A 22,105-nucleotide genomic window follows, 5' to 3' on the forward strand; every position below is an offset into this window, starting at 1 on the left:
TGACCTTTTTCAACAATGAGGATGAAAGACATGAGCATTCCGTCGCAAACCCATGGCGCATTCAGCTGGATGGAACTTCACTGCGCAGATGGAGCCAAGGCGCAGGCCTTCTATTCCGATTTGCTCGGCTGGGGTTCGAAAACCGTGGATGTGGGCGTTGGCCCCTATACCATGATCATGAACAACGAAGAGATGATTGGCGGCTTTCCGTCCATGGAAACTGACAGCCCCCGCTGGCTGCCCTACGTCACTGTCGACAATGTCGATACGCGTGTCGAAAAAGCCCGTGCGCTTGGCGCTACGGTAACTATGGAACCGATGAGCATTCCGAATGTCGGTCGCATTGCAACGATCGTCGATCCGCTGGGAGGCGTTATCGCGATGATTACATACGAAGAACCGGCAGACGCGTAAGTGCGGCTGGCCCTTTGCAACTGAAACTCGGCACCTGGAACCTGTCGCCCGGCCTTGCGCCGGGAGGCGGCCCGGCCAGCCGTTCGAAACAAGCTTTCGCAAGAGATCCATCCATGCAAACGATGTCTGTGCTGCCGGTGACGGCGATCTTTGTTGCCCTGTTTGCGGTATTGCAGGTGCCTATGACGGTGGCAGTTGGTCTCCGCCGGGCCAGAACCGGCATTCAGTTTCTGCACGGCGACGACGCAACCCTGCTGCAACGCATGAGGGCGCACGCCAACTTTACGGAAACCGTCCCGATGACCCTGCTGGCCATGGGAGCCGCCGAGATTGCCGGAGCACCGGATGCAATGCTCTGGAGCGTTGGTGGCGCCCTTCTGTTCGGCCGGGTTCTCCATTATGGCACGCTGGTCACGTCCGGTTTCGGCCTCGGCAGGGCCATAGGCATGCTCCTGACCTTGGCCCCGCTGGTAATCTTCCCAGCTTATGTACTGGCTCAGTTTTTCCGCTAAAGACCGGCTGCCTGTGTCGGTGGCCCGGTCAGAAACGGTACCAGAGGAAAAGGCCACCATGCCCACTGAGCGCTTCGCCCCGATCCTCGACGATCGGGCTGTCGGCCATGCTGCCGAGAAGCACTGACCCACCGACCAGTCCGCCGACGCCCCAGTTCTCGGTAACCGCGAACCTCGATGACACATCGACGCTCACGTCCCGGAACCCGGCGTCGGCCTTGTATTGCCTGAGACCGCTCGCTGACGCCCCTTTTGCGGTCACGGAGTAATAGGCATCGGCATAGGCTCCATCGGCAAAGGTCGTGGAGACGTCGAGGCCCAGGGCCAGACGTTGCGTGGCATTGATCTCGTAGCCCAGGCTGAAAGTTGCCGTGGTGCCGCTGTCGCCAATAACATCATGGGCGATTTCAATGCTGGCACCAAGCGAATCGCGATCGAGAAGCAAACCCGCATAGCCACCGCCAACCGTGGCGCCGACCCACAACTCCTCGTCGACGTCGGGAAGCTTGTCGACAACCTTGTCGGAAACGTCCTTGCGGCCTGTGCCGTAGCCGATCAGGGGACCGGCATAGAAACTTTCGAAAGGCAGCACGTTTGCTGTTGCCGTCAATCCGTTGAACTTGACGAAATAAGGCCCCTTCTGCACGGACGCGATGATGCCGGGGACAAAACCGTAGTCCTTCGATCCCAGATATTCCGGGCCAAAGAAGGGACCGGCACCGACCAGCACACTCCAGTCCTTCTGCTCGTCCCCCATCGCAGGACCTGCGACAAGGGCAAGGCTTGCAATGAGACCAGCCCGCACATAACACTTAGACGACATAAGACAACCCTTCTGCATTGCGACCCCAGCAATGTTGTCACTGTCTATATGTCGGATTTCACAACGTCAACGAAAATGTTGACACTGTCTACTTTGAGGGAGGCCGGCCTGAGCGATCCGAAATATCATCACGGCAATCTGAAGGAAGCCCTGATCCAGGCTGGACTGGACATCCTGCGCGAAGACGGGCTGGAAGCCCTGTCACTTCGGGCCTGTGCGGCTCGTGCCGGCGTTTCTCATGGGGCGCCGAAGAACCACTTCGCCAATCTCGCCATCCTCCAGGCTGCCATCGCAACGGAAGGCTTCCGGCAATTTGCCGGGACGATGCGCAGGCACATGGCGGACGCGGCGAAAGATGCACGCGCGCAGATACTTGCAAGCGCCCATGGCTACATCGCTTTCGTGGAAGAAAACCCGCATTTGTTCCGGCTGATGTTCTCCATGGAACGCCAGATCGACATCTATCCGGACTTGCAGCCTGCGAGCCGTGAATCCTATGCGGTTCTGAGGGAAGTCTCCGAGGGGCTTTCACCCGACAATTGTGAAAATCCGGTACATCGGACGTCCGTTGAAACCATGCTGTGGGCGTTCATTCACGGCTATGCCAACCTGAAGGCCAATCGGCAGTTCTATACGGCCAATGCCGAAACGGGACGCGACCCGGCGCTGGAAGAGATCTTCCCGCAATTGCTCTACCTCACTCCGACCACAGAAGACTGAAGCATGTCACGAAGCGGGCAGCTTAGGCCGCTCCGCCAAACTCCACGCGGTTGCGGCCACGTTCCTTTGCCAGGTAGCAAAGCCTGTCGGCTTCGGCCAGAAGGGTGTCGAGACAGGCTGCGTTGTCGGTTTCGACCGCGACAACGCCGAGACTTGCCGTGACCCGAACCACCTTGCCGTCTCCCGCAGCGACTGGCTGGCAGCCGACGCTCTGCCGAATTCTTTCCGCTTCTGCCACGGCATCCGCGAGGTGACAGTCCGGGATCATCACCGCAAATTCTTCGCCGCCCATGCGGCCAAGAAGACTGCCCGGCCGCAGAGTGCTTTCCACCCTCCGGACAAAACTGACCAGAACGGTATCGCCGGCCGCATGTCCAAACGTGTCGTTGACCGACTTGAAATGATCGAGATCGACCATCAGCAGGGCAAAGCCGCTTGTTCCGCAGGCAAGCCTGCGGCCAAGTTCATCCCGGAAGGTGTTTCTGTTGAGAACATCGGTAAGCTGATCGTGCATGGCGAGGTATTGCAGACGGTCCAGCAGCCCGTTCCGGCTTTGTGTGATGCAAGACAGCATGATGGGGGCCAGCGCGACAAGGGAAATACCAAGCCGGATGGAGATGAGTGTCATCACGTCGAGCTGCTGAGATGAGCCGTCACCCAGACCGTTTGAAAGAATAACAAGCCCCCAGACGCCAATGAAAAGCGTCAATATCGCGGTCGGAAACACTGAAAAAACGAGACCGCACCACAAAAGCGCCGGCACGGGAAAAGCGATGGCACCGGGACCGCCGACGACCGCCCCTGCAGCACAGGACATCAGAAGCAGGATCAGAGGTATCCGCTTTTCCTGCCTCAGGCGCGTGATCAGACCGGCAAGGTCCGTGTGCGTTCTCCCCAGCCTGGGGGCGGAGAGAATGACCGGCAGGAAAGAGATGTAATTCACCAGCTCGGTCGTCGACCAGAAGATCCAACCTGGAATAACGCCGCCTCCGAACAGAAGCGGATTTGCAATGCCTCCAACGACACCTGCCGCGCTGGCGGCAATCGCCGAGGCCAGTACAAGATGAAGTAGCGCAATCGGTTGCTGCAGCCGGGCGGAAGCGACAGGCAAGTGCCTGCAGACCTGATAGCCGGCCGCCACCCCGACAATGTTGGCAGCGTTGAGCAGAAACGACTTTTCAAACGTCGAGCCGGTCAACAGATCCGCAGCCATATACGCCAGGGCGGCGGCACACCAGCTCTGCCACCCGTCCGATTTCGGCACGCGGATCATCAGGCCGAGGAGGATCGCATTGGCGGGCCAGACTGCGGCCAGAAACCCGGTCGGCCGTGTCAGGATACCGAAGAGGCAGGCCAGAAACACTGCCATCCCGAGTAAGAACGGAACGCGCAGTTCAGGCCTCGCGAAGCGGTCCAGCACGCCGCCCTTGCCGTATAAGTTCTCGACCACAGCCATCTCCATCTGCGACCGCCCAAATTAAATTAATTCAGGCATTCGCCGTCGGACCTTCCGCAATTTCTCGAAGTGCACCCGTTGTTTCGGAAGGTTTCGAAGTCCGAATCCCTTGATCCATCTGGGGCATGGTGAGGCTGTTTATCCAAACAACTGACAGGAACACAAGCACAAAGTATGCATTAACTTCCTGCCTGCGGATGCACTGTATTAAATTCAGCCAAAACCCTGGACTTGAATTGTCGGTAGGCTCTGTCGCTTTACGCAAAAAGGCCGTTGCCAGGCCAACCGAATTGCAATGGCAGACTTCGCCCGGACGCGCCTCAGCGCAAGTTGAGGCAGGTGCTGTTCGTTACAGAACCGTGTGCCGCAATCCGCCGTTGACCTGAAGGATCTCGCCCGTCATGCCGCCGGACTGCTCGCTGAGCAGATAGGCCGCCGCACCGGCGACTTCCTCGGCAGTGACACCGCGGCGAAGGAACGACTGGCGTGACAGAACTTCATGAACCTTACGGAAATCGGGCAGAACGCGCGACGAGGTGGTGGGCACAGCGCCAGCGGAAACCCCGTTGACGCGGACATTTTCATGACCGAGTTCGGCTGCGAGCGCCCGCACGGAATGTTCGAGCGCAGCCTTGGCAACGCCAAGTACCTCGTAACCGGGAACCACCCGCTCTCCCCCCAGAAAGGTCAGCGCAACAACGGACCTGAGGTTGGGGTTGCGCCGCTGGACTTCGCGTACCAGGGCGATGAAGGCATAGCAGCTCGTGCTGATGGTCTTCAGAAAATTCTCTTCGCTCGTGCCCAACAGCCCGCTCTGGCCGGTGTCGCTGATATCGGTCTTGGCGAGGCAGAACACCATGCCTGTCAGATCGGTCAGGTCATCGATTGCGTCCATGGACTGGGGATAGTCCAGGAAACGGATGTCGTGATGCGGTGTCTTTGCGGCCAGCTTTTCGGGCCGGCGCGACGTCAGCACCGTTTCCCAGCCGCTCTGATGCATATGCTCGCCGATTGCCAGGCCGAGCGACCGTTTGGAGCTGACACCGACGACCAGCACCTTGTTGGTCTTTACGACTGGTTTCCTCAGATCGAAGAGCGTTTCCAGAGTGCGAGTGACGGCCATTGAGCGACATTCCTGCTGTGGACCGAAACCGGCCTGAGGTATTGGTTTTCGGGAATCGATAAGGCAATACCCCCGGCTCCTCGATTTGACGCCACATTGTCTCGTGCGCGACGACCGGTTCGCCGGCAAATTACTATGCCGCGAGACCATATGACGTATAATAAGACAGTCTCGTGACAACGCGACTCACAGCCTGTAACCGGATGTTTCAATCCACTGACGAAGTGCTTCCAGGTTGCGGGCCACTCCTCTGCGGGAAAAGCGGAACGAGGCTACGCTCAAACATTTTATTTGACGGCAAAGAATCAAGCGTGAGCAATCGATCGTTTCAGACACCTTTCTGCGGATCCGCAGCACCAGGCCAACTATGCCCGCCGCGCAAGGCGTGATCCGGAAGTGGACGGGAAAGGCCTCCAAAAACAAACAAGGATCCCGCCCGGCGAGATCCCTGTAAATGTTTCTTCAAAACAACGTGCCGGCCAGCGTACAACCGGCCGGGCCTGTCTGAATTATTCTGCTGCGACAGCAAGATCCCTGTGGGAGCGACGTGCCCAGGGACGCGTGCCTTCCGGGATTTCATCGACGGTGCCGACAGGTTGCAGATATTTGGTCACTTCGGGCCATTCCCCGGCCTTCAGGGCCTTCAGGACTTCCGGCTTGGAAATCTCGAACGTCGACACACCACAGCGGCGCGCCAGCGGCACCTGGTCGAGAATGTATTTTCCGATTGCGCGGATGTCGCCCTTGTACCCGATCTGCTCGCGCAGGATACGGGCCGCGGAAAAGCCGCGACCATCGGAAAAACTCGGGAAGTCGACGGCAACCAGCGCCAGCCGGTCGAGATAGTTTTCGATCAGCTCGACATCATCGCCTGCCTCGACGATGACGGCGGTCTTGCCGTCGCGAGCCAGATAGGCGTCCGGGTCGATGAGAAACACGGTCATCGGCACAAGCGCATCGCCTTCGACAGAGGTGCCGGCTTCGGTATCTGTGCGTGTCCAGGTTTCCTCGACGAAATCGCCGTCCTTGAAAATCGTTGCCATTCTTTGCGTCCTCAAAATCCTTTACCGGCAGCGGTCAGATACCACTACCGTCAACTTCCTTGCCATGGGTCGGCCAGTGAATGCCGCATTCCGTCTTGTCCTGGCCGCGCCAACGTCCGGCACGGGGGTCCTCACCGGGAGCAACCTTGCTGGTGCAGGGCAGGCAGCCGATGGAGGGGTAGCCCTGCGCGACCAGCGGATGCGGCGGCAGGTTGTGGGTCTTGGCGTAATCCAGAATTTCGGCTGCCGTCCAGTCCGCGAGCGGATTGACCTTCACCCTGCCTTCGTCGATCTCGAAGAACTCCAGGCTGGAGCGGCTTGCACTCTGGAACCGCTTGCGTCCGGAGATCCAGGCCTCGAACCCGTCCAAGGCCTGCGCCAGCGGCACCACCTTGCGAATATGGCAGCAGGCATCGGTGTCGCTCATCCAAAGCATGCCTGCCGGATCTTCCCTGGAAAGATCGTCCTTGTTCGGCTTCTGGGTCCGGACATCGGTCAGGCCGAGCTTTTCGATCAGTTCATCACGGTAGAGAAGCGTGGCCGGAAACAGCTTGACCGTGTCGACAAAGATCACCGGCGTCGACGGATCGATCTGGGCGACCATATGCAACAGCACGGCGGAGTCTGCTCCGAAGCTGGAGACCATGGCAATGCCACCGGCAAACTGGTGGCGGATGGCCCCCCTCAGAACGTCGTCCGCGGTTGCACCCTCGAACTGGGCATTGAGCGCAGCTACTTCCGCCTGCAAGCCCAGCTCCGGATCAGCACCTAGGCTGAATGTCTCATGCAGCGCCATAAAGGGCCTCCTTGAAGGGATCCTCCCCAACCCGGCGATAAGCCTCCAGGAAGGTCTCTTCTTTGCCGTTCCGCAGGCCGAGATAGGTATCGACCAGCTTCTCGATGGCATCGACCACTTCTTCAGACGAGAAGCCGCGGCCGACGATTTCACCAATGGACGCGTTTTCGTTGGCGGAACCGCCAAGCGTCACCTGATAGAATTCCTCGCCCTTCTTCTCCAGACCGAGAATGCCGATGTGGCCGACATGGTGGTGACCACAGGCGTTGATGCAGCCGGAGATCTTGATCTTCAGCTCACCGATTTCCGCCTGCCGGTCTGCAGCACCGAAGCGTTCGGAGATCCGTTGCGCAACCGGAATGGAGCGGGCGGTTGCCAGGGCGCAATAGTCCATGCCCGGGCAGGCGATGATGTCGGTGATCAGACCGGAATTGCCTTCCGCAATACGGGCCGCCACAAGCTGATCGAACAGCGCCGGCAAGTCGTCCAGTTTCACATGCGGCAGGATCACGTTCTGCTCGTGGCTGATGCGGATCTCGTCATGTCCGTATTTTTCGGCGAGGTCCGCGATCACATCCATCTGCTCGTCGGACGCATCGCCCGGGATGCCGCCGATCGGCTTCATCGACAGGGTCACGGACGTGTAGCCCGGCACCCGGTGCGGGTTGAGGTTATGAGCCGTGAACTGGGCAAAGGCTGCATCCGACGCCTTGCGAGCTTCAACCACGGGCGAGGTCGCGCTGCCCACTTCCAGCGGTGGCGGTGCGAAATAGGCTTCGATGCGGCGCACTTCCTCGTCCGGCAGACGCAGGACGCCGAAGCGGATCTTTTCAAATTCGGCTTCGATATCCGCCTTCAGCTCTTCCAGACCGGTTTCATGAACCAGGATCTTGATGCGGGCCTTGTACTTGTTGTCACGGCGGCCATAACGGTTATAGACGCGCAGGATCGCCTCCGAATATGCCAGCAGATCTTCCTCGGGCAGGAAGTCGCGCACCTTGCGGCCGATCATCGGCGTGCGGCCGAGACCGCCACCGACGAAAACCACGAAGCCGATCTCGCCGGCATCGTTGCGGGTCAGCTGCAGACCGATGTCGTGCACCTGCACCGCGGCGCGGTCGTTCGGGGCGCCGGTGATGGCGATCTTGAACTTGCGCGGCAGGAACGAGAATTCCGGATGCAGCGACGACCACTGGCGCAGGATCTCCGCATAGGGACGCGGGTCGGCGATTTCGTCGGCGGCAGCACCGGCGAAATGGTCCGCGGTCACGTTGCGAATGCAGTTGCCAGAGGTCTGGATGGCGTGCATCTCGACTTCGGCAAGCTCTTCCAGGATCTTCGGCGTGTCTTCCAGCTTCGGCCAGTTGAACTGGATGTTCTGGCGCGTGGTGAAGTGGCCGTAGCTCTGGTCATAGGTTCGGGCAATGTGCGCAAGCTTGCGCATCTGCCGTCCATTGAGCGTGCCATAGGGAATGGCAACACGCAGCATGTAGGCATGAAGCTGCAGATACAGACCGTTCATCAGGCGCAGCGGCTTGAACTCGTCCTCGGACAATTCGCCGGCAAGACGGCGGCGGACCTGGTCCTTGAACTGCTCGGTGCGCTGGTTCACGAAACTCGCGTCAAATTCGTCGTAACGGTACATGTCTCAATCTCTCCTCAGCGGGCGCTGCCATGTGAAGGCGCTGCCCCGCCCTAGTCTGTTATCTCAGGCGGAAACTGCCTGGGCCTGCTTGCCCAGTTCCGGGTGGGTGGTCGGGCCGGTCGCGCGGATCTTCTCGCGCAGGCGAACCGGAACGATGACACCGTCCTCGACGGTCACGTCCATCTCATAGACGCTGACGACTTTCTGGTTCTTCTCGGCTTCAAGGCCTTCGGCCAGGGCTGCGGCGACCGCTTCCTTGCCCTCATAGACCTTTGCCAGGGTAATGCGCTCGACCCAGGACCCGTTTTCCGCGAGCCAGACAACATCGCCGTTCAGAAGGCGGTTGGCGGTGATGACTTTCATGTGCGTCCACTCTCTTCAAATTCAGGCGGCAGCGACCCGGGCGGCAAGCTGCGGCGCCAGGGGTTCGGCCTTGTCCATTGCGGCATGGCCCACGGCCTCACCGATCACGATCAGAACCGGCCCGTCGATCTCGCTGCGGTTCGACAGCACCGCGAGTTCGGAAAGGGTTCCGGCAAATTGGCGTTCGTCCGGGTGAGCCGCGTTCTCGATCACGGCAACCGGCGTTTCCGGCTTCAAACCCGCACCGATCATCTTCTCGGCAACGGCAGCGGCCACGGACCGGCCCATATAGACCGCAACCGTCGCGCCCTTGAGAGCAAGCCCGGCCCAGTCCGGCAGGGTTTCGGACCTGGCGTTGTGGCCGGTTGCGAAAACCAGGTTGGAGGCGACACCGCGCAACGTGAGCGGGATCTGGGCCGAAGCTGCCGCGGCGAAGGCTGCTGTGACGCCGGGAACAATTTCAAAGCCGACGCCACCTTCGCGGAGCGCCTCCATTTCTTCCGCCGCGCGGCCGAAGACCATCGGATCTCCCGCCTTCAGGCGCACGACTTTCAGCCCCTTGCGACCAAGGTCGACCAGAAGGCTGCAAATTTCTGACTGCGGTACGGAATGAGCGCCCTTGCGCTTGCCGACCGAAATGCGTTCCGCGTCGCGGCGCCCCATGGCAACGACATTCGCCGGCACCAGCGCATCGTGAACGATGACGTCGGCTTCCTGAAGCAGGCGCTGTGCGCGCAGGGTCAACAGATCTTCCGCACCCGGTCCTGCGCCGACCAGCCAGACAAAACCGGGCTCGTCGGCCATGGAGTTCAGCAAACGCTGCGCCTCTGAACGGGCGACATCAGCCTTGCCGGCATAAAGATTGGTAGCGACCGAACCGGAGAAGAAACGCGCCCAGAAGCTGCGGCGCAGGCCGCCGTCGCGGATCACCTTGGTGGCGGCATCGCGAAAGCTTTCGGCAAGACGCGCCAGCTCACCGGTGGAACGCGGCAGCATGGCCTCGATCCGGGCGCGGATGTGTCGCGAGAGCACGGGGCCAACACCGGTGGAGGTGATCGCCACGGCAATCGGCGCACGGTTGACCAGTGCACCGGTGTAGAAATCGCAAAGCTCCGGCTTGTCGACAGCGTTGACCGGAACGCCTGCCTTGCGGGCGGCATCGACAACGGCCTTGTCGAGATCCCAGTCTTCACGGGCGGAAAACACCAGCGCCGCATCGTTCAGGTGACGGGGCTTAAAATCCTCTGCAACATGCTCGGCCTCGAACAGCGTGATGGCGTCCTGCAGATCCGGTTCGACCGTGCTGGAGACGACCACGATCGTGGCATTGGTTTCACCCAGGAGGCGGACCTTCGCGGCAGCTTCACCGCCGTGACCCACGACAAGCACTCGCCGCCCGGCCACCTTCATGAAGGCCGGGAACACGTCGAGCCGGTCTTCCGGCTTTTTCAGTGTTTTCAGAGTGTCGCCGCTACGGCTCGTCATCTTCAGGGTCTCCGGTCCCAGTTTGATGGACTTAATGTAGTCGGAGGCCCTTTCCGGCGCCGGGCACCGGATTTCAAAGCTGGAAACAGAAGCGGAATAGTTTTTTGCAATCGTCTGCTTTGACCAATTTCAATTCCCGGCAGCTCTCCAAAGCGGGTTTCGCAGGGAAATCCTCTTGCACCGCCGCTCCGGATCTATTGGCCACAGGCGGGTTTCAGACGGCTTTGCCGGTCTTTGTCCAAACTGGTCCGCAAAGGCACAACACCGTTGTTTCAGAGTGCGTCTTTCTTGATGCCGCAGAGGAAATCACTTAGCCTTTCCAAGCGGCTGGAACCCGGTCGCTATGGCATCAGGGGGGTATGATGCGTCTTGTTCACTCATTGGTTGCGGCCGGTGCTGCTGCCGGGATTGCCGCCGGACTTCTGCTCCTCGGCAGCTTCGGAATTGCTCATGCTGCCGTCGTCGACAAGTTCCGTGTCGGCAGCTGGCACGGCAGCGCATTCACGGACGATCAGAGCGGTGGGTTTTCGACCTGCGTCGCATCCGCGGACTATCGCAGCGGCATCACGCTGTATGTCCAGGTCGATACCCATTACAATTGGGCCATCGGCTTTTCAGCACCTCACTGGAACATGAAGGTGGGCGCGGACATTCCGCTTCAGTATCGGATCGACCGGGGCGCGTGGCAGAGCGGCGTTGCCAAGGCGACGTCCAAGGATCTCGCCCGCATGCAGATGCCGAAGGGCGGCTACATCATCACCCGCTTCCGCCGGGGCCGGACACTCTACGTTCACGACGGCACCTATAATTACGAGTTTCGACTGACGGGAACCTCCCGCCTGATGGCCCGTCTTGCCAAATGCGTGGAGCAGAACATTGCCCGCCATGGCGCAGCACCGGGCACCGGCACGACCGCAGCAGCCAGCCCGCAAGGTGGCCTCGGGAATACGGCACCGGCCAAAGAGAACGCATCGGCCACCAGCGCAGCTACCGATCCGCAACTTGCCATCGAAGCCACACAGGCTCTGTTCAACCTGATGGGCAGTGCGGGTATTTCCGGGCTGAAGCTGATCCCGGAAGGACAGCGCGAGGAAGACCTCAACGGTTTGCACGCGGTTGCCGCCAACGACGCCCGAACACTTGTGGCGCATATTTTTCCGGAGGGCAGCTATCAATCGGAAGAAGAGCTGATGTCTCTTATTGTCGCCGACAGTCAGAAGAAATGCACGGAAGGCAGGTTTAGCTCCGGCTCGGAAAGGATCAACGAGAACGGCAAACCGCTCTACACCAGTTATGCCAACTGCGAGACAGGTGATTTCCAGCTGATCGAGCGGGTTGCCATCGTCAAGCGCAAGGTGGGCGGAGTCTTCATTTACGGTGTCGCGGATAGCTACGTCGGCGAAGGCGGCGGTGCACCGGTCTCTCCGCCTGAATTGACGGACGAGGACCTTTATTCAGCAGTCGCAAGCGCGGCGCAGTAATCCTCACAGTTTTGCACTGCAATTGCATTTCCACTGTTGCCATCCCTGCGCAAATGGGCAGCCAAGAGTCACATCAGTCACTGTGCTGCGCAACGACCGATTTGCCGAATCTTGGCCATCTGCTGCGCTTCGAATAGGGGTGGCAGTCCGGAAACACGAAAACCCTCGCCCCGCCTCACCCCTTCATGAAGGCAATCGCGACTAGGGGAAAACCGAAGACGCCCGTGACGGCCAGCGTCCAGATGTCGAACAGCAGCATCGGCCTGCGATCGAACAGCGGGAACAGCAGCGGTGATGCCGTGTAGACCGCGACCCAGGGCAGAGGCCCGTCAGACGTCCGTTTCAATTTTGAGCGAATGGACCAGCCGCCGTAGAGGCAACCGGCGGAGAAGGCCAGAAAAACGTTTAAGCCGGTCAACCAATTCAGAAAAATCGTGGCTAGAACAACTCCAGAAGCAATGAATATAAATTGCATTCCCTCCAGAACTTCATCCTTCGCCGGAGAGTTGAAGGCGAAAATTGGCTTAGATTCCTTGTAAAAGGGCGGACATCCCTGCAGTATTGTGAAGGCGCCGAAGAAATATAACACCGCCACGTAAAATAAACTGATGAATAAGTCTTTTGTCATGAGATTTGTATAGAGACTGAAACAAGAATGGACGGAGCAGCCACAGCCGATCCATCCATCGCAAGCTAATTGCACTTCCTGTTCGTTACAAGACTACTTCATCGCCTGCATCACGGACACGAAATTGGCCACCGCGGCCCCTCCCAGTTGTAGATGCCGCCGATCTCGGCGTTCTTGACCTGAATGTCGCCGGCAGTGCCGGTCAGCTGCATGGCAGTGACCACGTGCAAGGAAAAGCCGGCGGAAACCGCCGGCTTTTCCTTGCACTGACGAAAGTGCCTCAGGCTGCAAAGGACTTGATAAAGTCCTCGATCTGATGCGTCAGCGTCTGGGTCCGTTCGGCGACCAGATTGACTGCCTGCCTGACTTCTCCAGCAGCATCCTTGGAGCGGACCGCGTTTTCCTTCATGCCGGACACGCTTTCGCTTGCCGTCTGAGTGCTGCTTGAGGCCTCGTTGACACCACGGGCAATTTCACTGGTTGCCGCGCTCTGTTCGGTGACCGCGGAGGCAATCGCCGTGGTTTCCGCCGTCACATTGCCCATGATCTCTGTAATCTGCTGGATCGAGTGAGCCGCATCGGTGGTCGCTTCCTGAATGGCAACAATCTGCTGCGTGATGCTTTCCGTTGCCTTGGCCGTCTGGTTGGCCAATTCCTTCACTTCCGCCGCCACGACTGCAAAGCCCCTTCCGGCCTCGCCTGCGCGGGCAGCCTCGATTGTGGCGTTCAGCGCCAGAAGGTTGGTCTGTTCTGCAATGGTCTGGATCAACTGGACGACTTCGCCGATTTCCTGAGCTGCCGACGACAGGGTCGCCACCTTGTCATTGGTCAGGCTCGTGGTTTCCGCCGCCTCAGAGACAACTGCGGATGTGGAAGCCACGCGCTGGTTGATCTCTTCGATGGAAACGGAAAGCTCCTCGGCGGCAGAGGCAACAGCCTCGACATTGCCAAGGGCAGAATTGGAAGAATGAGCTGCCCCTTCCGCATGTGCGGTTGTGTCGTCGGCAACGCCGATCAGCACGGTTGCCGTTTCTTCGAGCTCCGACATGGTTCCGGTTACATCGACAATGAGTGAAGACACACTGCTGCGGAAAGAAGCCGTCAGTTCTTCGCGCTGACGCAAACGGAGAATGCGGGCCTCGTCTTCCGCTTTCTGCGCCCCAACCAGCTTTTCCCGCTCGGACGCGCCATCGCGCAGGATGTTGATCGCATTTGCCAGTTGCCCGATTTCGTCGGCGCGTTCGCACTCGGGAAGATGAACGCCATAGTCGCCCTGGGCGAGACGACCCACGGCTTCGGAGAAGGAGCCAAGTGGCAGGATAACCGACCGCATGACGAAGAAGCCTGCGGCTGCCAGAGCAAGTACGACAAGCCCCAGGTTGGCGTAGGTCATTACATCTGCGCTTTCGGCCGCGCTATGATAGCTTGCGACTTCAGTTGCCAGTTCGGCGCGCTCCGTTTCCAGGTGTTCTTGATGTAGATCGAGAGCCGCCTCAAGGGCAGTTGTCAGGCCTTCAGCTGCGCCGTCGAAATTACCCATGAGCTTGTTGCCCTGCTCAGGACCTCCGGCAACATAGGCTTCGGCCATGGCTTTTCCTGAATCATAATACGCCGGGAATTTCCCCTGTATGTCCTGGATCTTCTCAACCAGATCGGCATAACCAAGCATTTCAGCAAGAGCTATCGCCGCCGCACTGTCGCTTTTGAGCTGTTCGGAGAAGTCGGCTGCAAGATCAAACCCGTCGTTCAGACCATCGAGACCGCGCGTGGCGGATATATCCGTCAGCCACTGCTGCACCTGAACGATGTCGAACTGCATTTTTCGAAGCGTCATGGCCAGGTTGACACCGTCAGTGGCGAAGGTTTCCGCCCGCTCACGAAGATGTCCCGCATTTTCCTCGAGCACACCAAGATTGCGGATTGTCCCGAGGCTCAATGCGGTTGCGACAACAAATAGAACCGCCAGCATGGCGATCATTTTGGATTTCAGACTTTTGAAGACGAACATGGTTGACCCAGTTTATGCCGCACCTGCCCCTGCCGGTGCGTTACTCTGGGCAATATCTTGTTTTTATAAGATTTTTAAAAAATTAATTTAGGTGAACACTCAGGAATTTCTTACCAGCTTAAACTAATTGAAAAACTACTTTGATATTCAACAAAAACGAAAAAGAGGGCAATAAATCGCCCTCTTTTTAAGTCCCAGTTAGAAATATTTTTGCCTGCCGATTACTTCATCGCCTGCATTACGGACACGAAGTTGGCCACTGCGGCACCACCCATGTTGAAGATGCCGCCGATTTCGGCGTTCTTGACCTGAATGTCGCCGGCAGTGCCGGTCAGCTGCATGGCAGTGAGCACGTGCATGGAGACACCGGTAGCGCCAATCGGATGGCCCTTGGCCTTCAGACCACCAGAGGGGTTCACCGGCAGTTTGCCGCCCATCTCCGTCCAGCCTTCCAGCACGGCGCGAGCGCCCTCGCCTTCCTTGGTGAGGCCCATGGCTTCATATTCGATCAGCTCGGCAATGGTGAAACAGTCGTGGGTCTCGACGAAAGACAGATCGTCCAGCGCCAGATTGGCATCGCCGAGTGCCTGGCCCCAGGCCTTGGAACACCCTTCAAACTTCAGGATGTCGCGCTTAGACATGGGCAGGAAATCCTGCACATGGGCAAGTGCACGGAAGGCGACAGCCTTTTTCATGCCGAGTGCCGTTGCCGGATCGGTCAGGACCAGTGCCGCGGCACCGTCGGACACCAGCGAACAGTCGGTGCGCTTCAGCGGACCGGCAACAAACGGGTTCTTTTCAGATTCCGCCCGGCAGAAATCAAATCCGAGATCCTTGCGCATCTGGGCGTAAGGATTGCCGACACCGTTCTTGTGGTTCTTCGACGCAATCTTGGCCAGGGCATCGGACTGGTCGCCATATTTCTGGAAATAGGCATCGGCGATCTTGCCGAAGACACCGGCAAAGCCTGCCGGGATATCGCCTTCTTCCTTCAGGTAGGACGCCTTAAGCAGGTTCTTGCCGATTTCCGGTCCGGGGGTCGTGGTCATCTGCTCGACACCGACCACAAGCACGAAGCGGGCGTCGCCCGATGCAATGGCACGCACGCCCTGATGGACGGCGGCAGAGCCGGTGGCGCAAGCGTTTTCGACACGGGTTGCCGGCTTGAAGCGCAGGGCCGGATCGGCCTGCAAGACCAGAGAGGCGGTGAAATCCTGCGCCGAGAAACCCGCATTGAAATGACCGAGCAGAATCTCGTCGACATCTCCCGGCTCGATGCCGGCGTCCTTGATGGCATCGACCGCCACCTTGACGATCATGCTTTCAACCGTTTCTTCCGAATGTTTGCCGAAGGGCATGTGTGCCCAACCCACCATGGCTGCCGTCATGACACTTCCTCCAGGTTTTTGCCCGCAAGATGGAACCCGATTTCCGCCGGATCGCTTGTTCCGTGCGGGTGTCCTCCATCTTACGTAAGTTCTGTGTGCGGGGACAGTTCCAGCTTCCATGTTGCTTTGCAAGAAGAAACTGACCTAAACGTAATAACAATATTTTTCCGCTATTTAATTCAATTACTTACCTTCGATAGTCCAAAGAGATAACGCAGCAATCGACTGCGCGCCTGCTACACGGTGAGCGCGGCTCATGCCAGGGAGAAACGACGAAGAACATGGTCATACCGCTGTCATTCAAGCGGTGTAGGAAGTGCGTGTTCCGGACAAAATCGTGTTTCGTCACTTTTCAGTAGCTCCACCGGCCCTGCCTCGCAGGGCCGGTTTTTGCATGTGCTTCCTCATGCGCGCGATCGAACGACACAATTCACACATCGCTTACCGAAAGCGATCCCCGCGCAACTTTTTCAGAACTGTTCACTTGACCTGAAGAGGCGCTGGATATAGCCATTCAAAGCGCTTTGAAACCCCTAAGATCGCCTCAGAAGCGGAACGGAGACACCGGCAATGTTCGAAGAAGCCGAAACGGGCCTGGAGGCTGATGTGCCATCAGACATGATCAAAGACCCGGATTGGTGGCGTGGAGCGGTGATCTACCAGATCTATCCGCGCTCCTTCAACGACACCAACGGTGACGGCATCGGCGACCTGAACGGCGTCAGCGAACGTATGGACTACATCGCCTCGCTGGGTGTCGATGCCATCTGGCTGTCGCCCTTCTTCACCTCGCCGATGGACGATTTCGGTTACGACGTCTCCGATTACGAGGATGTCGACCCGATGTTCGGCACCCTTGCCGATTTCGACCGCATGCTGGCCGCCGCCCATGCACGTGGCCTCAAGGTGATCATCGATCTGGTAATCTCGCACACCTCCGACCGGCACCCCTGGTTTGTCGAGAGCCGCTCTTCGCGGGACAATGCCAAAGCCGACTGGTTCGTGTGGGCCGACGCCAGGCCGGACGGTACTGTGCCGACCAACTGGCTGTCGATCTTCGGAGGGCCGGCCTGGGAATGGGACAGCCGCCGGTGCCAGTATTACATGCATAATTTCCTGACCAGCCAGCCGGATCTGAACTTCCATAACACGGAGGTTCAGGATGCCGTTCTCGGTGCTGCCAGGTTCTGGCTCGACAGGGGTGTCGACGGCTTCCGCCTTGATACGGTGAACTTCTATTTCCACGACAAGCAGCTCCGGGACAATCCTCCGCTGAGCGCTTCGCAGATGCCGTCCACCGTCGATCCAACCAACCCGTACGGGTACCAGGATCACCTTTATGACAAGACCCAGCCGGAAAACCTGGTGTTCCTTGAAAAGCTGCGCGCCCTCCTGGACAAATATCCCGGCACGACATCCGTGGGTGAGATCGGCGCCGATGGCCAGGCCGTGGAACTGACCGCCTCCTACACGGAAGCCGGCAAACGCATTCACATGGCCTACAGCTTCGACCTGCTGACCCCTCAGCATTCGGCGCCTTATATCCGCAAGATCGTGGAAGAAATGAACGCCGGTATCGGCTCGGGCTGGGCCTCCTGGGCGCTGTCGAACCATGATGTGAAGCGGGTGGCCAGCCGCTGGGGTGAAGATCTGGACCTTGCCCGGTTCGCACCGCTCGAAACCGCGCTCTGCGCCTCCCTGCGCGGCACGCCCTGCCTTTACCAGGGCGAGGAACTGGGACTGCCGCAGGCTGAAGTGCCGTTCGAGAAGCTGCAGGATCCATACGGCATCCGTTTCTGGCCGGAATACAAGGGTCGTGACGGCTGCCGGACGCCGATGCCCTGGGTGAAGGACAACAGCCATGCCGGTTTCTCCGAAGCCGAGCCCTGGCTTCCGGTCGCGCAGGATCACCTTGCCCTTGCCGCCTTCGAGCAGGACAAGGATGAAAACTCCATCCTCAACCGGAACCGGGCCTTCTACGCCTGGCGGCAGTCCCATGAGCCCCTGAAAAAGGGCGACATGGTCTTTCTCGACAGCCAGGACAACACGCTGGTGTTCACCCGCAGTCATCAGGATGAAACCGTGCTTTGCGCCTTCAACCTCGGCACCGAGCCAGCGACCGTTACGTTGAGCGGACTTGAGATGGAAGACCTGAGCGCCCCCGGCTTCAGCGGTACGCTGGACGGGTCCACGATTGCGCTTCAGGGCCTCGATGCGCTGTTCGCACGCGTGAAATCCTGATTTCCCGACTTCAATTCAGGCTCCGGCACGGCTAAATAGTCGCGCCGGAGCTTTTCCGGCCACGCCTTCACAGTAAAGCCGGACCGTTCATGACCGACCGCCTGCCCCTTTCCGTTTTCATCATTGCCCGTGACGAGGCCGACCGGATTGCCCTGCCGATCGCAAGCGTCATTGGTTGGGTGGACGAGGTCATCGTCATCGACAGCGGGTCCAGTGATGAGACGGTCGCCGTGGCCGAGAAACTTGGTGCGCGGGTCGTTCACAACGACTGGCCCGGCTACGGCCCGCAGAAACGCTTTGGCGAAGACCTCTGCCGCAACGACTGGCTGCTCAATCTGGACGCCGACGAAGAAGTGACGCCGGACCTCGCCGCTGAAATCAGAGCCAAATTCGCCGACGGAAGCTACACGGACGCCGACGGCTGGCGCATCATGATCCGCGATCTTTATGCCCATGAATCCGCCCCTGCCCCCTGGGCCTACGGCTACCACCAGATCCGTCTCTACGACCGGCGCAAGGGCCGGTTCTCGGCTTCCACCGTGCATGACACGGTGCGCCCCGAGGAGGGCGCGCGGATTGCGAACCTTTCCGGCATCATGGCGCATCGGTCCATTCGCTCGCTGGATTTCCAGGTGGGCAAATACAACCGCTATTCCGGCATGCAGGTGGACGACATGCGCGCCCGCGGCCGCAAACTGCCGAAAAGCCGCCTCCTGACAGAATTCCCGGTGAGCTTCTTCAAGGCCTATTTCGTGCGCAAGTACCGCAAATACGGCTGGTGGGGATTCATCCTTGCCATGAACTACGCCCACGCCCGCTTCCTGCGCGTCGCCAAGGCCTATGAGGCCGAATTGCTGGACAGGACAAAGACGGACTGACGGACGCTCTCGCCGCCGTCCTTCACGTTTCAGGCCGTATCGATCAGAGCCTCTTCCGGGGCCGAATGACGTTCGACGCGGATAGGCTGGCGGACACCCGAAGCCTGGTGGAAATGCTCCAGCCGGCGGATGGTGGTCGGTGTCAGCATATGTCCGCGGGACAGCACCAGTTCGTGGCCGATTTCGGTCAGCGCATCATCAATCAACACATCGCCAGGCTGAAGCGAGCGAATATAGCATTCGGCAATGAGCTTCTTGCGGGCCTCCGGCACGTCATCCATCAGCGTGTCCTTGGCCAGCTCCAGCAGCATCGGATCATATTTGCGCTTGTTGATGGTGAGTGCCTCGAAGGCCGCGGCATCCGGCCCGCTTTCCGGGCTTGCATACCAGAGATCGGTCAGCAGCTTGAGGATGCGGGCAATCATCGGGATTTCCTTGCCCGTCGGCCCATCCTTGGGGAAACCCGACCCGTCGAAACCGCGGCCGGACAGAAACAGATATTCGGACACCTTCTCCAATTGTGGAATGTTCTTCAAAAGATCCCGCGACTGGACCGGCGCGCGGTCCAGAATATTACGTTCTTGCTCGGTGAGGCTGCGGGCGGCGCGGTAACGGGCGAGGATCTGTTTCGGCATTAACGCTTCGCCGAGCGGTGACAACATCACCGACATCTCAAGTTCCCAGGTTTTCTTCATTCCAAGGCGCTTGGCCAGCCGCAGGGCCTGTTTGCGGACTGTAGCCGTGCGCCGGAAGGCTTCCGGGTGGAACAGCGCCAGCATGTCGATCAGAAGCTTGACGGATCCGGCCAGTGTCCGCTCCAGCAGCGCGCGGTCCTTGGCGAGCTGAAGGTGATGGGACAGCGCCGTTTCCATGGCGTTGACCAGATCTGTCGATTGACAGGGCTTTTCCAGAAACATGAAGGCATGGGCTTCATTGAGTGTTTTCTTGATGGCTTCCGCCGAGGTTTCCCGGGTCAGCATGACCCGAGCGGCCTGTGGGGCAATGCTCTCCGCAGCCCGAAGAAAGGCCGTTCCGCCGCGTCCCGGCAAATTGAAACAAGAGAAAATGACTGCCGCGCCATGGTTCTGCTTCAGAAACTGCAAAGCAGTTTCCGTCTCAGAAAAGCAGACGACCCTCATGTGAGTGCCAAACAGGCGTTCAAAGCCCGTCTGCACTTCCTTGTCCGGATCGGCAACGACTACCAGGTCCGTGTTTTTTTCCATTCACGGCTCCTTTCACAGGAAGAAAACCTGCCGGGAAAACTTCCGCAGGTACAACCCCCGGATAATAATCTCATGAGACTGATAACAAATACTTGCGGAAAACCGCGATTTTCAATCATCGGCCTTGATGAAAATCCATGGTGGTCTTTGCCGCCCGCCTTGAACTATAAGGCGGCATGTTTGACGTTCTGATTGCCGGCGCCGGTCCGGCCGGTCTTTTCGCTGCGGAGCGCCTGTCCGAAAAAGGCCATGCCGTTGTGGTGATCGACCGCATGCCCTCTCCCGCGCGCAAATTCCTGATGGCCGGCCGTGGTGGCCTGAACCTGACCCACAGCGAGGACCTTGCGGCCTTCCTGGGACGCTACCGGCACGCTGAGCCCTTTTTGACGCCCCTTATCCGCGACTTTCCGCCCGAAGCGCTGCGAGGCTGGTGCGAAGACCTTGGCGAAGACACCTTTGTCGGCAGCAGCGGGCGCGTTTTCCCGAAATCCATGAAGGCATCACCTCTGTTGCGCGCCTGGCTGCGCCGGCTGGACAGGAACGGCGTACGTCTGCTGACACGGCATGCACTGAGCGGCATCGAGCAGGACGGAACGTTCCGGATCCGGACCGGGGACAAGGATGGAACTGGAGACGAGGACACGCAGTCCCTTTCCGCGCGTGCCTGCCTGTTGGCTCTGGGCGGCGCAAGCTGGCCGAAGCTCGGCTCCAATGCTGCCTGGGTGCCAATGCTGGAAGAGCACGGTGTCCGCATCAACCGGCTTCAGCCGGCAAATTGCGGATTTCGAACCAGCTGGAGTGATTTCCTGAAAGACCGGTTTGCCGGTACCCCACTCAAGCGCATCGCTCTTTGCCACGACGGCAAGAAGGTAATGGGAGAGGCCGTTGTTACGGGTCAGGGACTTGAAGGCGGCGCGGTCTACGCCTTGTCCGCCGAATTGCGCGACACGATCAACAAGACCAGCTCCGCGACACTGGACATCGACCTGCGGCCACAGGCCGGGGCGGACGAGTTGGCAGCAAAACTCTCAAGACCCCGCGGCAAGCAATCTGTCGCCACATTCCTCAAAAAGACCCTGCGGATGAACCCGGTGGAAATGGCGCTGCTGCGTGAAGCTGGCGACATTCCCTCCGATCCGGCAACCCTTGCAGGACGCATCAAGGCGATTCCCGTTGTTCTTGATGCCCCCTATTCCATCGAACGGGCGATCTCCTCCGCTGGCGGCATTGCTCTGGACGAACTGGATGAGGGGCTGATGCTCAAGAAGCTGCCCGGCGTCTTTGCCGCCGGTGAAATGCTGGACTGGGAAGCGCCAACGGGCGGGTACCTGCTGCAGGCGTGTTTTGCGACAGGAGCCCGGGCGGCGGCTGGCATCGCAGCCTATCTTCAACGCTCGAAAGGAGAGCAAGCAACATGACCGTGCTCTACATCGACGCCGACGCCTGTCCGGTCAAGGACGAAGCCGTTCGCGTGGGCGAGCGCCACAACGTGCAGATCAAATTCGTCTCGAACAGCTGGATGCGGCTTCCGGAAGGCGACCTGATCGAACGGGTGGTCGTGCCTGAAGGGCCGGACGAAGCCGACAACTGGATTGCGGAACGGGCTCAACCCGGCGATGTTGTGGTGACTGCCGATGTGCCGCTGGCGGCACGATGCGTGAAGGCGGGAGCTCTGGTCATCGGCCCGACGGGCAAACCGTTCCGTGAGGATGCCATTGGCATGCGCCTTGCCATGCGCGATCTCAACACCCACCTGCGTGAAATCGGTGAAATCCGCGAAAGTGGCCCTGGCTTCACCAAGGCTGACCGCTCTCGATTTCTCAACCAGCTTGAAACCATCATGCGCGCAGCCAAGCGGGTGTAGGCCTGACACCGGCC

General features: G+C 59.3%; 20 protein-coding genes. 8 read left to right on the forward strand and 12 right to left on the reverse strand.

The features are described from left to right. Nucleotides 1-30 precede the first annotated feature (30 nt). The gene (locus ACYQ54_RS15595) at nt 31-414 is read left to right on the forward strand and encodes a VOC family protein (RefSeq protein ID WP_460083810.1); all 384 of its coding nucleotides are present in this window, start codon (nt 31-33) and stop codon (nt 412-414) included. A 113-nt stretch (nt 415-527) separates the two neighbouring features. Continuing rightward, entirely contained in the window at nt 528-926 is a 399-nt protein-coding gene (locus ACYQ54_RS15600; protein WP_460083812.1) for an MAPEG family protein, read from the forward strand. Between the two features lie 28 nt (nt 927-954). Here the strand turns inward: ACYQ54_RS15600 and ACYQ54_RS15605 are convergent, their stop codons facing one another. After that, complete coding sequence (locus ACYQ54_RS15605) at nt 955-1,749, reverse strand: MipA/OmpV family protein (protein ID WP_460083814.1); 795 nt, start codon at nt 1,747-1,749, stop codon at nt 955-957. A 75-nt stretch (nt 1,750-1,824) separates the two neighbouring features. Between ACYQ54_RS15605 and ACYQ54_RS15610 the strand changes: the two genes are divergently transcribed. Beyond that, nucleotides 1,825-2,469, forward strand: coding sequence for a TetR/AcrR family transcriptional regulator (locus ACYQ54_RS15610; RefSeq protein WP_460083816.1), 645 nt, complete (start codon nt 1,825-1,827; stop codon nt 2,467-2,469). Between the two features lie 22 nt (nt 2,470-2,491). Here the strand turns inward: ACYQ54_RS15610 and ACYQ54_RS15615 are convergent, their stop codons facing one another. From ACYQ54_RS15615 to cysG, 7 genes are all read right to left on the reverse strand, one after another. Beyond that, nucleotides 2,492-3,919, reverse strand: coding sequence for a GGDEF domain-containing protein (locus ACYQ54_RS15615; RefSeq protein ID WP_460083818.1), 1,428 nt, complete (start codon nt 3,917-3,919; stop codon nt 2,492-2,494). A gap of 355 nt (nt 3,920-4,274) precedes the next feature. Further along, nucleotides 4,275-5,048 carry an enoyl-ACP reductase FabI gene (locus ACYQ54_RS15620; protein ID WP_460083819.1) on the reverse strand — a complete coding sequence of 258 codons (774 nt, stop codon included), beginning with the start codon at nt 5,046-5,048 and terminating at the stop codon, nt 4,275-4,277. A 509-nt stretch (nt 5,049-5,557) separates the two neighbouring features. Continuing rightward, entirely contained in the window at nt 5,558-6,091 is a 534-nt protein-coding gene (locus ACYQ54_RS15625; protein WP_460083821.1) for a DUF934 domain-containing protein, read from the reverse strand. A 34-nt stretch (nt 6,092-6,125) separates the two neighbouring features. After that, complete coding sequence (locus ACYQ54_RS15630) at nt 6,126-6,887, reverse strand: phosphoadenylyl-sulfate reductase (RefSeq protein ID WP_460083823.1); 762 nt, start codon at nt 6,885-6,887, stop codon at nt 6,126-6,128. Beyond that, nucleotides 6,874-8,532: a nitrite/sulfite reductase gene (locus tag ACYQ54_RS15635; RefSeq protein WP_460083825.1), complete on the reverse strand. Its 1,659-nt coding sequence runs from the start codon at nt 8,530-8,532 to the stop codon at nt 6,874-6,876. The genes ACYQ54_RS15630 and ACYQ54_RS15635 overlap by 14 nt, the downstream gene beginning before the upstream one ends. A gap of 63 nt (nt 8,533-8,595) precedes the next feature. Then, nucleotides 8,596-8,895 carry a DUF2849 domain-containing protein gene (locus ACYQ54_RS15640; protein WP_460083827.1) on the reverse strand — a complete coding sequence of 100 codons (300 nt, stop codon included), beginning with the start codon at nt 8,893-8,895 and terminating at the stop codon, nt 8,596-8,598. Nucleotides 8,896-8,916: 21 nt separating this feature from the next. Next, a complete protein-coding gene (gene cysG / locus ACYQ54_RS15645) occupies nt 8,917-10,380 on the reverse strand; it encodes a siroheme synthase CysG (RefSeq protein ID WP_460083829.1) in 1,464 nt (487 codons plus the stop codon). 362 nt (nt 10,381-10,742) lie between these two features. Here cysG and ACYQ54_RS15650 point away from each other — a divergent pair, with 362 nt between their 5' ends. After that, on the forward strand, nt 10,743-11,861 hold the full coding sequence (locus ACYQ54_RS15650; protein WP_460083831.1) for a hypothetical protein: 1,119 nt from the start codon (nt 10,743-10,745) through the stop codon (nt 11,859-11,861). 175 nt (nt 11,862-12,036) lie between these two features. On the opposite strand, the gene ACYQ54_RS15655 is transcribed toward ACYQ54_RS15650, so the two are convergent. The 3 genes from ACYQ54_RS15655 to ACYQ54_RS15665 form a co-directional block, all read right to left on the reverse strand. Beyond that, nucleotides 12,037-12,489, reverse strand: a complete 453-nt coding sequence (locus ACYQ54_RS15655) for a hypothetical protein (protein ID WP_460083833.1) — start codon at nt 12,487-12,489, stop codon at nt 12,037-12,039. Between the two features lie 280 nt (nt 12,490-12,769). Continuing rightward, entirely contained in the window at nt 12,770-14,497 is a 1,728-nt protein-coding gene (locus tag ACYQ54_RS15660) for a methyl-accepting chemotaxis protein (protein ID WP_460083835.1), read from the reverse strand. A 221-nt stretch (nt 14,498-14,718) separates the two neighbouring features. Further along, nucleotides 14,719-15,885: an acetyl-CoA acetyltransferase gene (locus tag ACYQ54_RS15665; RefSeq protein WP_460083837.1), complete on the reverse strand. Its 1,167-nt coding sequence runs from the start codon at nt 15,883-15,885 to the stop codon at nt 14,719-14,721. 570 nt (nt 15,886-16,455) lie between these two features. Here ACYQ54_RS15665 and ACYQ54_RS15670 point away from each other — a divergent pair. Together ACYQ54_RS15670 and ACYQ54_RS15675 are read left to right on the forward strand one after the other, a co-directional pair. Then, a complete protein-coding gene (locus tag ACYQ54_RS15670) occupies nt 16,456-18,126 on the forward strand; it encodes an alpha-glucosidase family protein (protein ID WP_460083839.1) in 1,671 nt (556 codons plus the stop codon). 89 nt (nt 18,127-18,215) lie between these two features. Beyond that, nucleotides 18,216-19,004, forward strand: a complete 789-nt coding sequence (locus tag ACYQ54_RS15675) for a glycosyltransferase family 2 protein (RefSeq protein ID WP_460083841.1) — start codon at nt 18,216-18,218, stop codon at nt 19,002-19,004. 29 nt (nt 19,005-19,033) lie between these two features. On the opposite strand, the gene ACYQ54_RS15680 is transcribed toward ACYQ54_RS15675, so the two are convergent. Further along, complete coding sequence (locus tag ACYQ54_RS15680; protein ID WP_460083843.1) at nt 19,034-20,227, reverse strand: HD domain-containing phosphohydrolase; 1,194 nt, start codon at nt 20,225-20,227, stop codon at nt 19,034-19,036. A 176-nt stretch (nt 20,228-20,403) separates the two neighbouring features. Between ACYQ54_RS15680 and ACYQ54_RS15685 the strand changes: the two genes are divergently transcribed. Together ACYQ54_RS15685 and ACYQ54_RS15690 are read left to right on the forward strand one after the other, a co-directional pair. Next, the gene (locus ACYQ54_RS15685; protein ID WP_460083845.1) at nt 20,404-21,645 is read left to right on the forward strand and encodes a BaiN/RdsA family NAD(P)/FAD-dependent oxidoreductase; all 1,242 of its coding nucleotides are present in this window, start codon (nt 20,404-20,406) and stop codon (nt 21,643-21,645) included. Then, entirely contained in the window at nt 21,642-22,091 is a 450-nt protein-coding gene (locus tag ACYQ54_RS15690; RefSeq protein WP_460083847.1) for a YaiI/YqxD family protein, read from the forward strand. Before ACYQ54_RS15685 ends, ACYQ54_RS15690 begins: the two co-directional genes overlap by 4 nt. Nucleotides 22,092-22,105 lie beyond the last annotated feature (14 nt).

This window comes from Roseibium sp. LAB1 (assembly GCF_054658235.1).

Excerpts from the sequence above, each read along its gene's own strand:
- ACYQ54_RS15595 (WP_460083810.1), top strand. The coding sequence starts at position 31 with ATGAGCATTCCGTCGCAAACCCATGGCGCATTCAGCTGGATGGAACTT.
- ACYQ54_RS15600 (WP_460083812.1), top strand. The coding sequence starts at position 528 with ATGCAAACGATGTCTGTGCTGCCGGTGACGGCGATCTTTGTTGCCCTG.
- ACYQ54_RS15605 (WP_460083814.1), bottom strand. The coding sequence starts at position 1,749 with ATGTCGTCTAAGTGTTATGTGCGGGCTGGTCTCATTGCAAGCCTTGCC.
- ACYQ54_RS15610 (WP_460083816.1), top strand. The coding sequence starts at position 1,825 with ATGTTGACACTGTCTACTTTGAGGGAGGCCGGCCTGAGCGATCCGAAA.
- ACYQ54_RS15620 (WP_460083819.1), bottom strand. The coding sequence starts at position 5,048 with ATGGCCGTCACTCGCACTCTGGAAACGCTCTTCGATCTGAGGAAACCA.
- ACYQ54_RS15625 (WP_460083821.1), bottom strand. The coding sequence starts at position 6,091 with ATGGCAACGATTTTCAAGGACGGCGATTTCGTCGAGGAAACCTGGACA.
- ACYQ54_RS15630 (WP_460083823.1), bottom strand. The coding sequence starts at position 6,887 with ATGGCGCTGCATGAGACATTCAGCCTAGGTGCTGATCCGGAGCTGGGC.
- ACYQ54_RS15635 (WP_460083825.1), bottom strand. The coding sequence starts at position 8,532 with ATGTACCGTTACGACGAATTTGACGCGAGTTTCGTGAACCAGCGCACC.
- ACYQ54_RS15640 (WP_460083827.1), bottom strand. The coding sequence starts at position 8,895 with ATGAAAGTCATCACCGCCAACCGCCTTCTGAACGGCGATGTTGTCTGG.
- cysG (WP_460083829.1), bottom strand. The coding sequence starts at position 10,380 with ATGACGAGCCGTAGCGGCGACACTCTGAAAACACTGAAAAAGCCGGAA.
- ACYQ54_RS15650 (WP_460083831.1), top strand. The coding sequence starts at position 10,743 with ATGCGTCTTGTTCACTCATTGGTTGCGGCCGGTGCTGCTGCCGGGATT.
- ACYQ54_RS15655 (WP_460083833.1), bottom strand. The coding sequence starts at position 12,489 with ATGACAAAAGACTTATTCATCAGTTTATTTTACGTGGCGGTGTTATAT.
- ACYQ54_RS15660 (WP_460083835.1), bottom strand. The coding sequence starts at position 14,497 with ATGTTCGTCTTCAAAAGTCTGAAATCCAAAATGATCGCCATGCTGGCG.
- ACYQ54_RS15665 (WP_460083837.1), bottom strand. The coding sequence starts at position 15,885 with ATGACGGCAGCCATGGTGGGTTGGGCACACATGCCCTTCGGCAAACAT.
- ACYQ54_RS15670 (WP_460083839.1), top strand. The coding sequence starts at position 16,456 with ATGTTCGAAGAAGCCGAAACGGGCCTGGAGGCTGATGTGCCATCAGAC.
- ACYQ54_RS15675 (WP_460083841.1), top strand. The coding sequence starts at position 18,216 with ATGACCGACCGCCTGCCCCTTTCCGTTTTCATCATTGCCCGTGACGAG.
- ACYQ54_RS15680 (WP_460083843.1), bottom strand. The coding sequence starts at position 20,227 with ATGGAAAAAAACACGGACCTGGTAGTCGTTGCCGATCCGGACAAGGAA.
- ACYQ54_RS15685 (WP_460083845.1), top strand. The coding sequence starts at position 20,404 with ATGTTTGACGTTCTGATTGCCGGCGCCGGTCCGGCCGGTCTTTTCGCT.
- ACYQ54_RS15690 (WP_460083847.1), top strand. The coding sequence starts at position 21,642 with ATGACCGTGCTCTACATCGACGCCGACGCCTGTCCGGTCAAGGACGAA.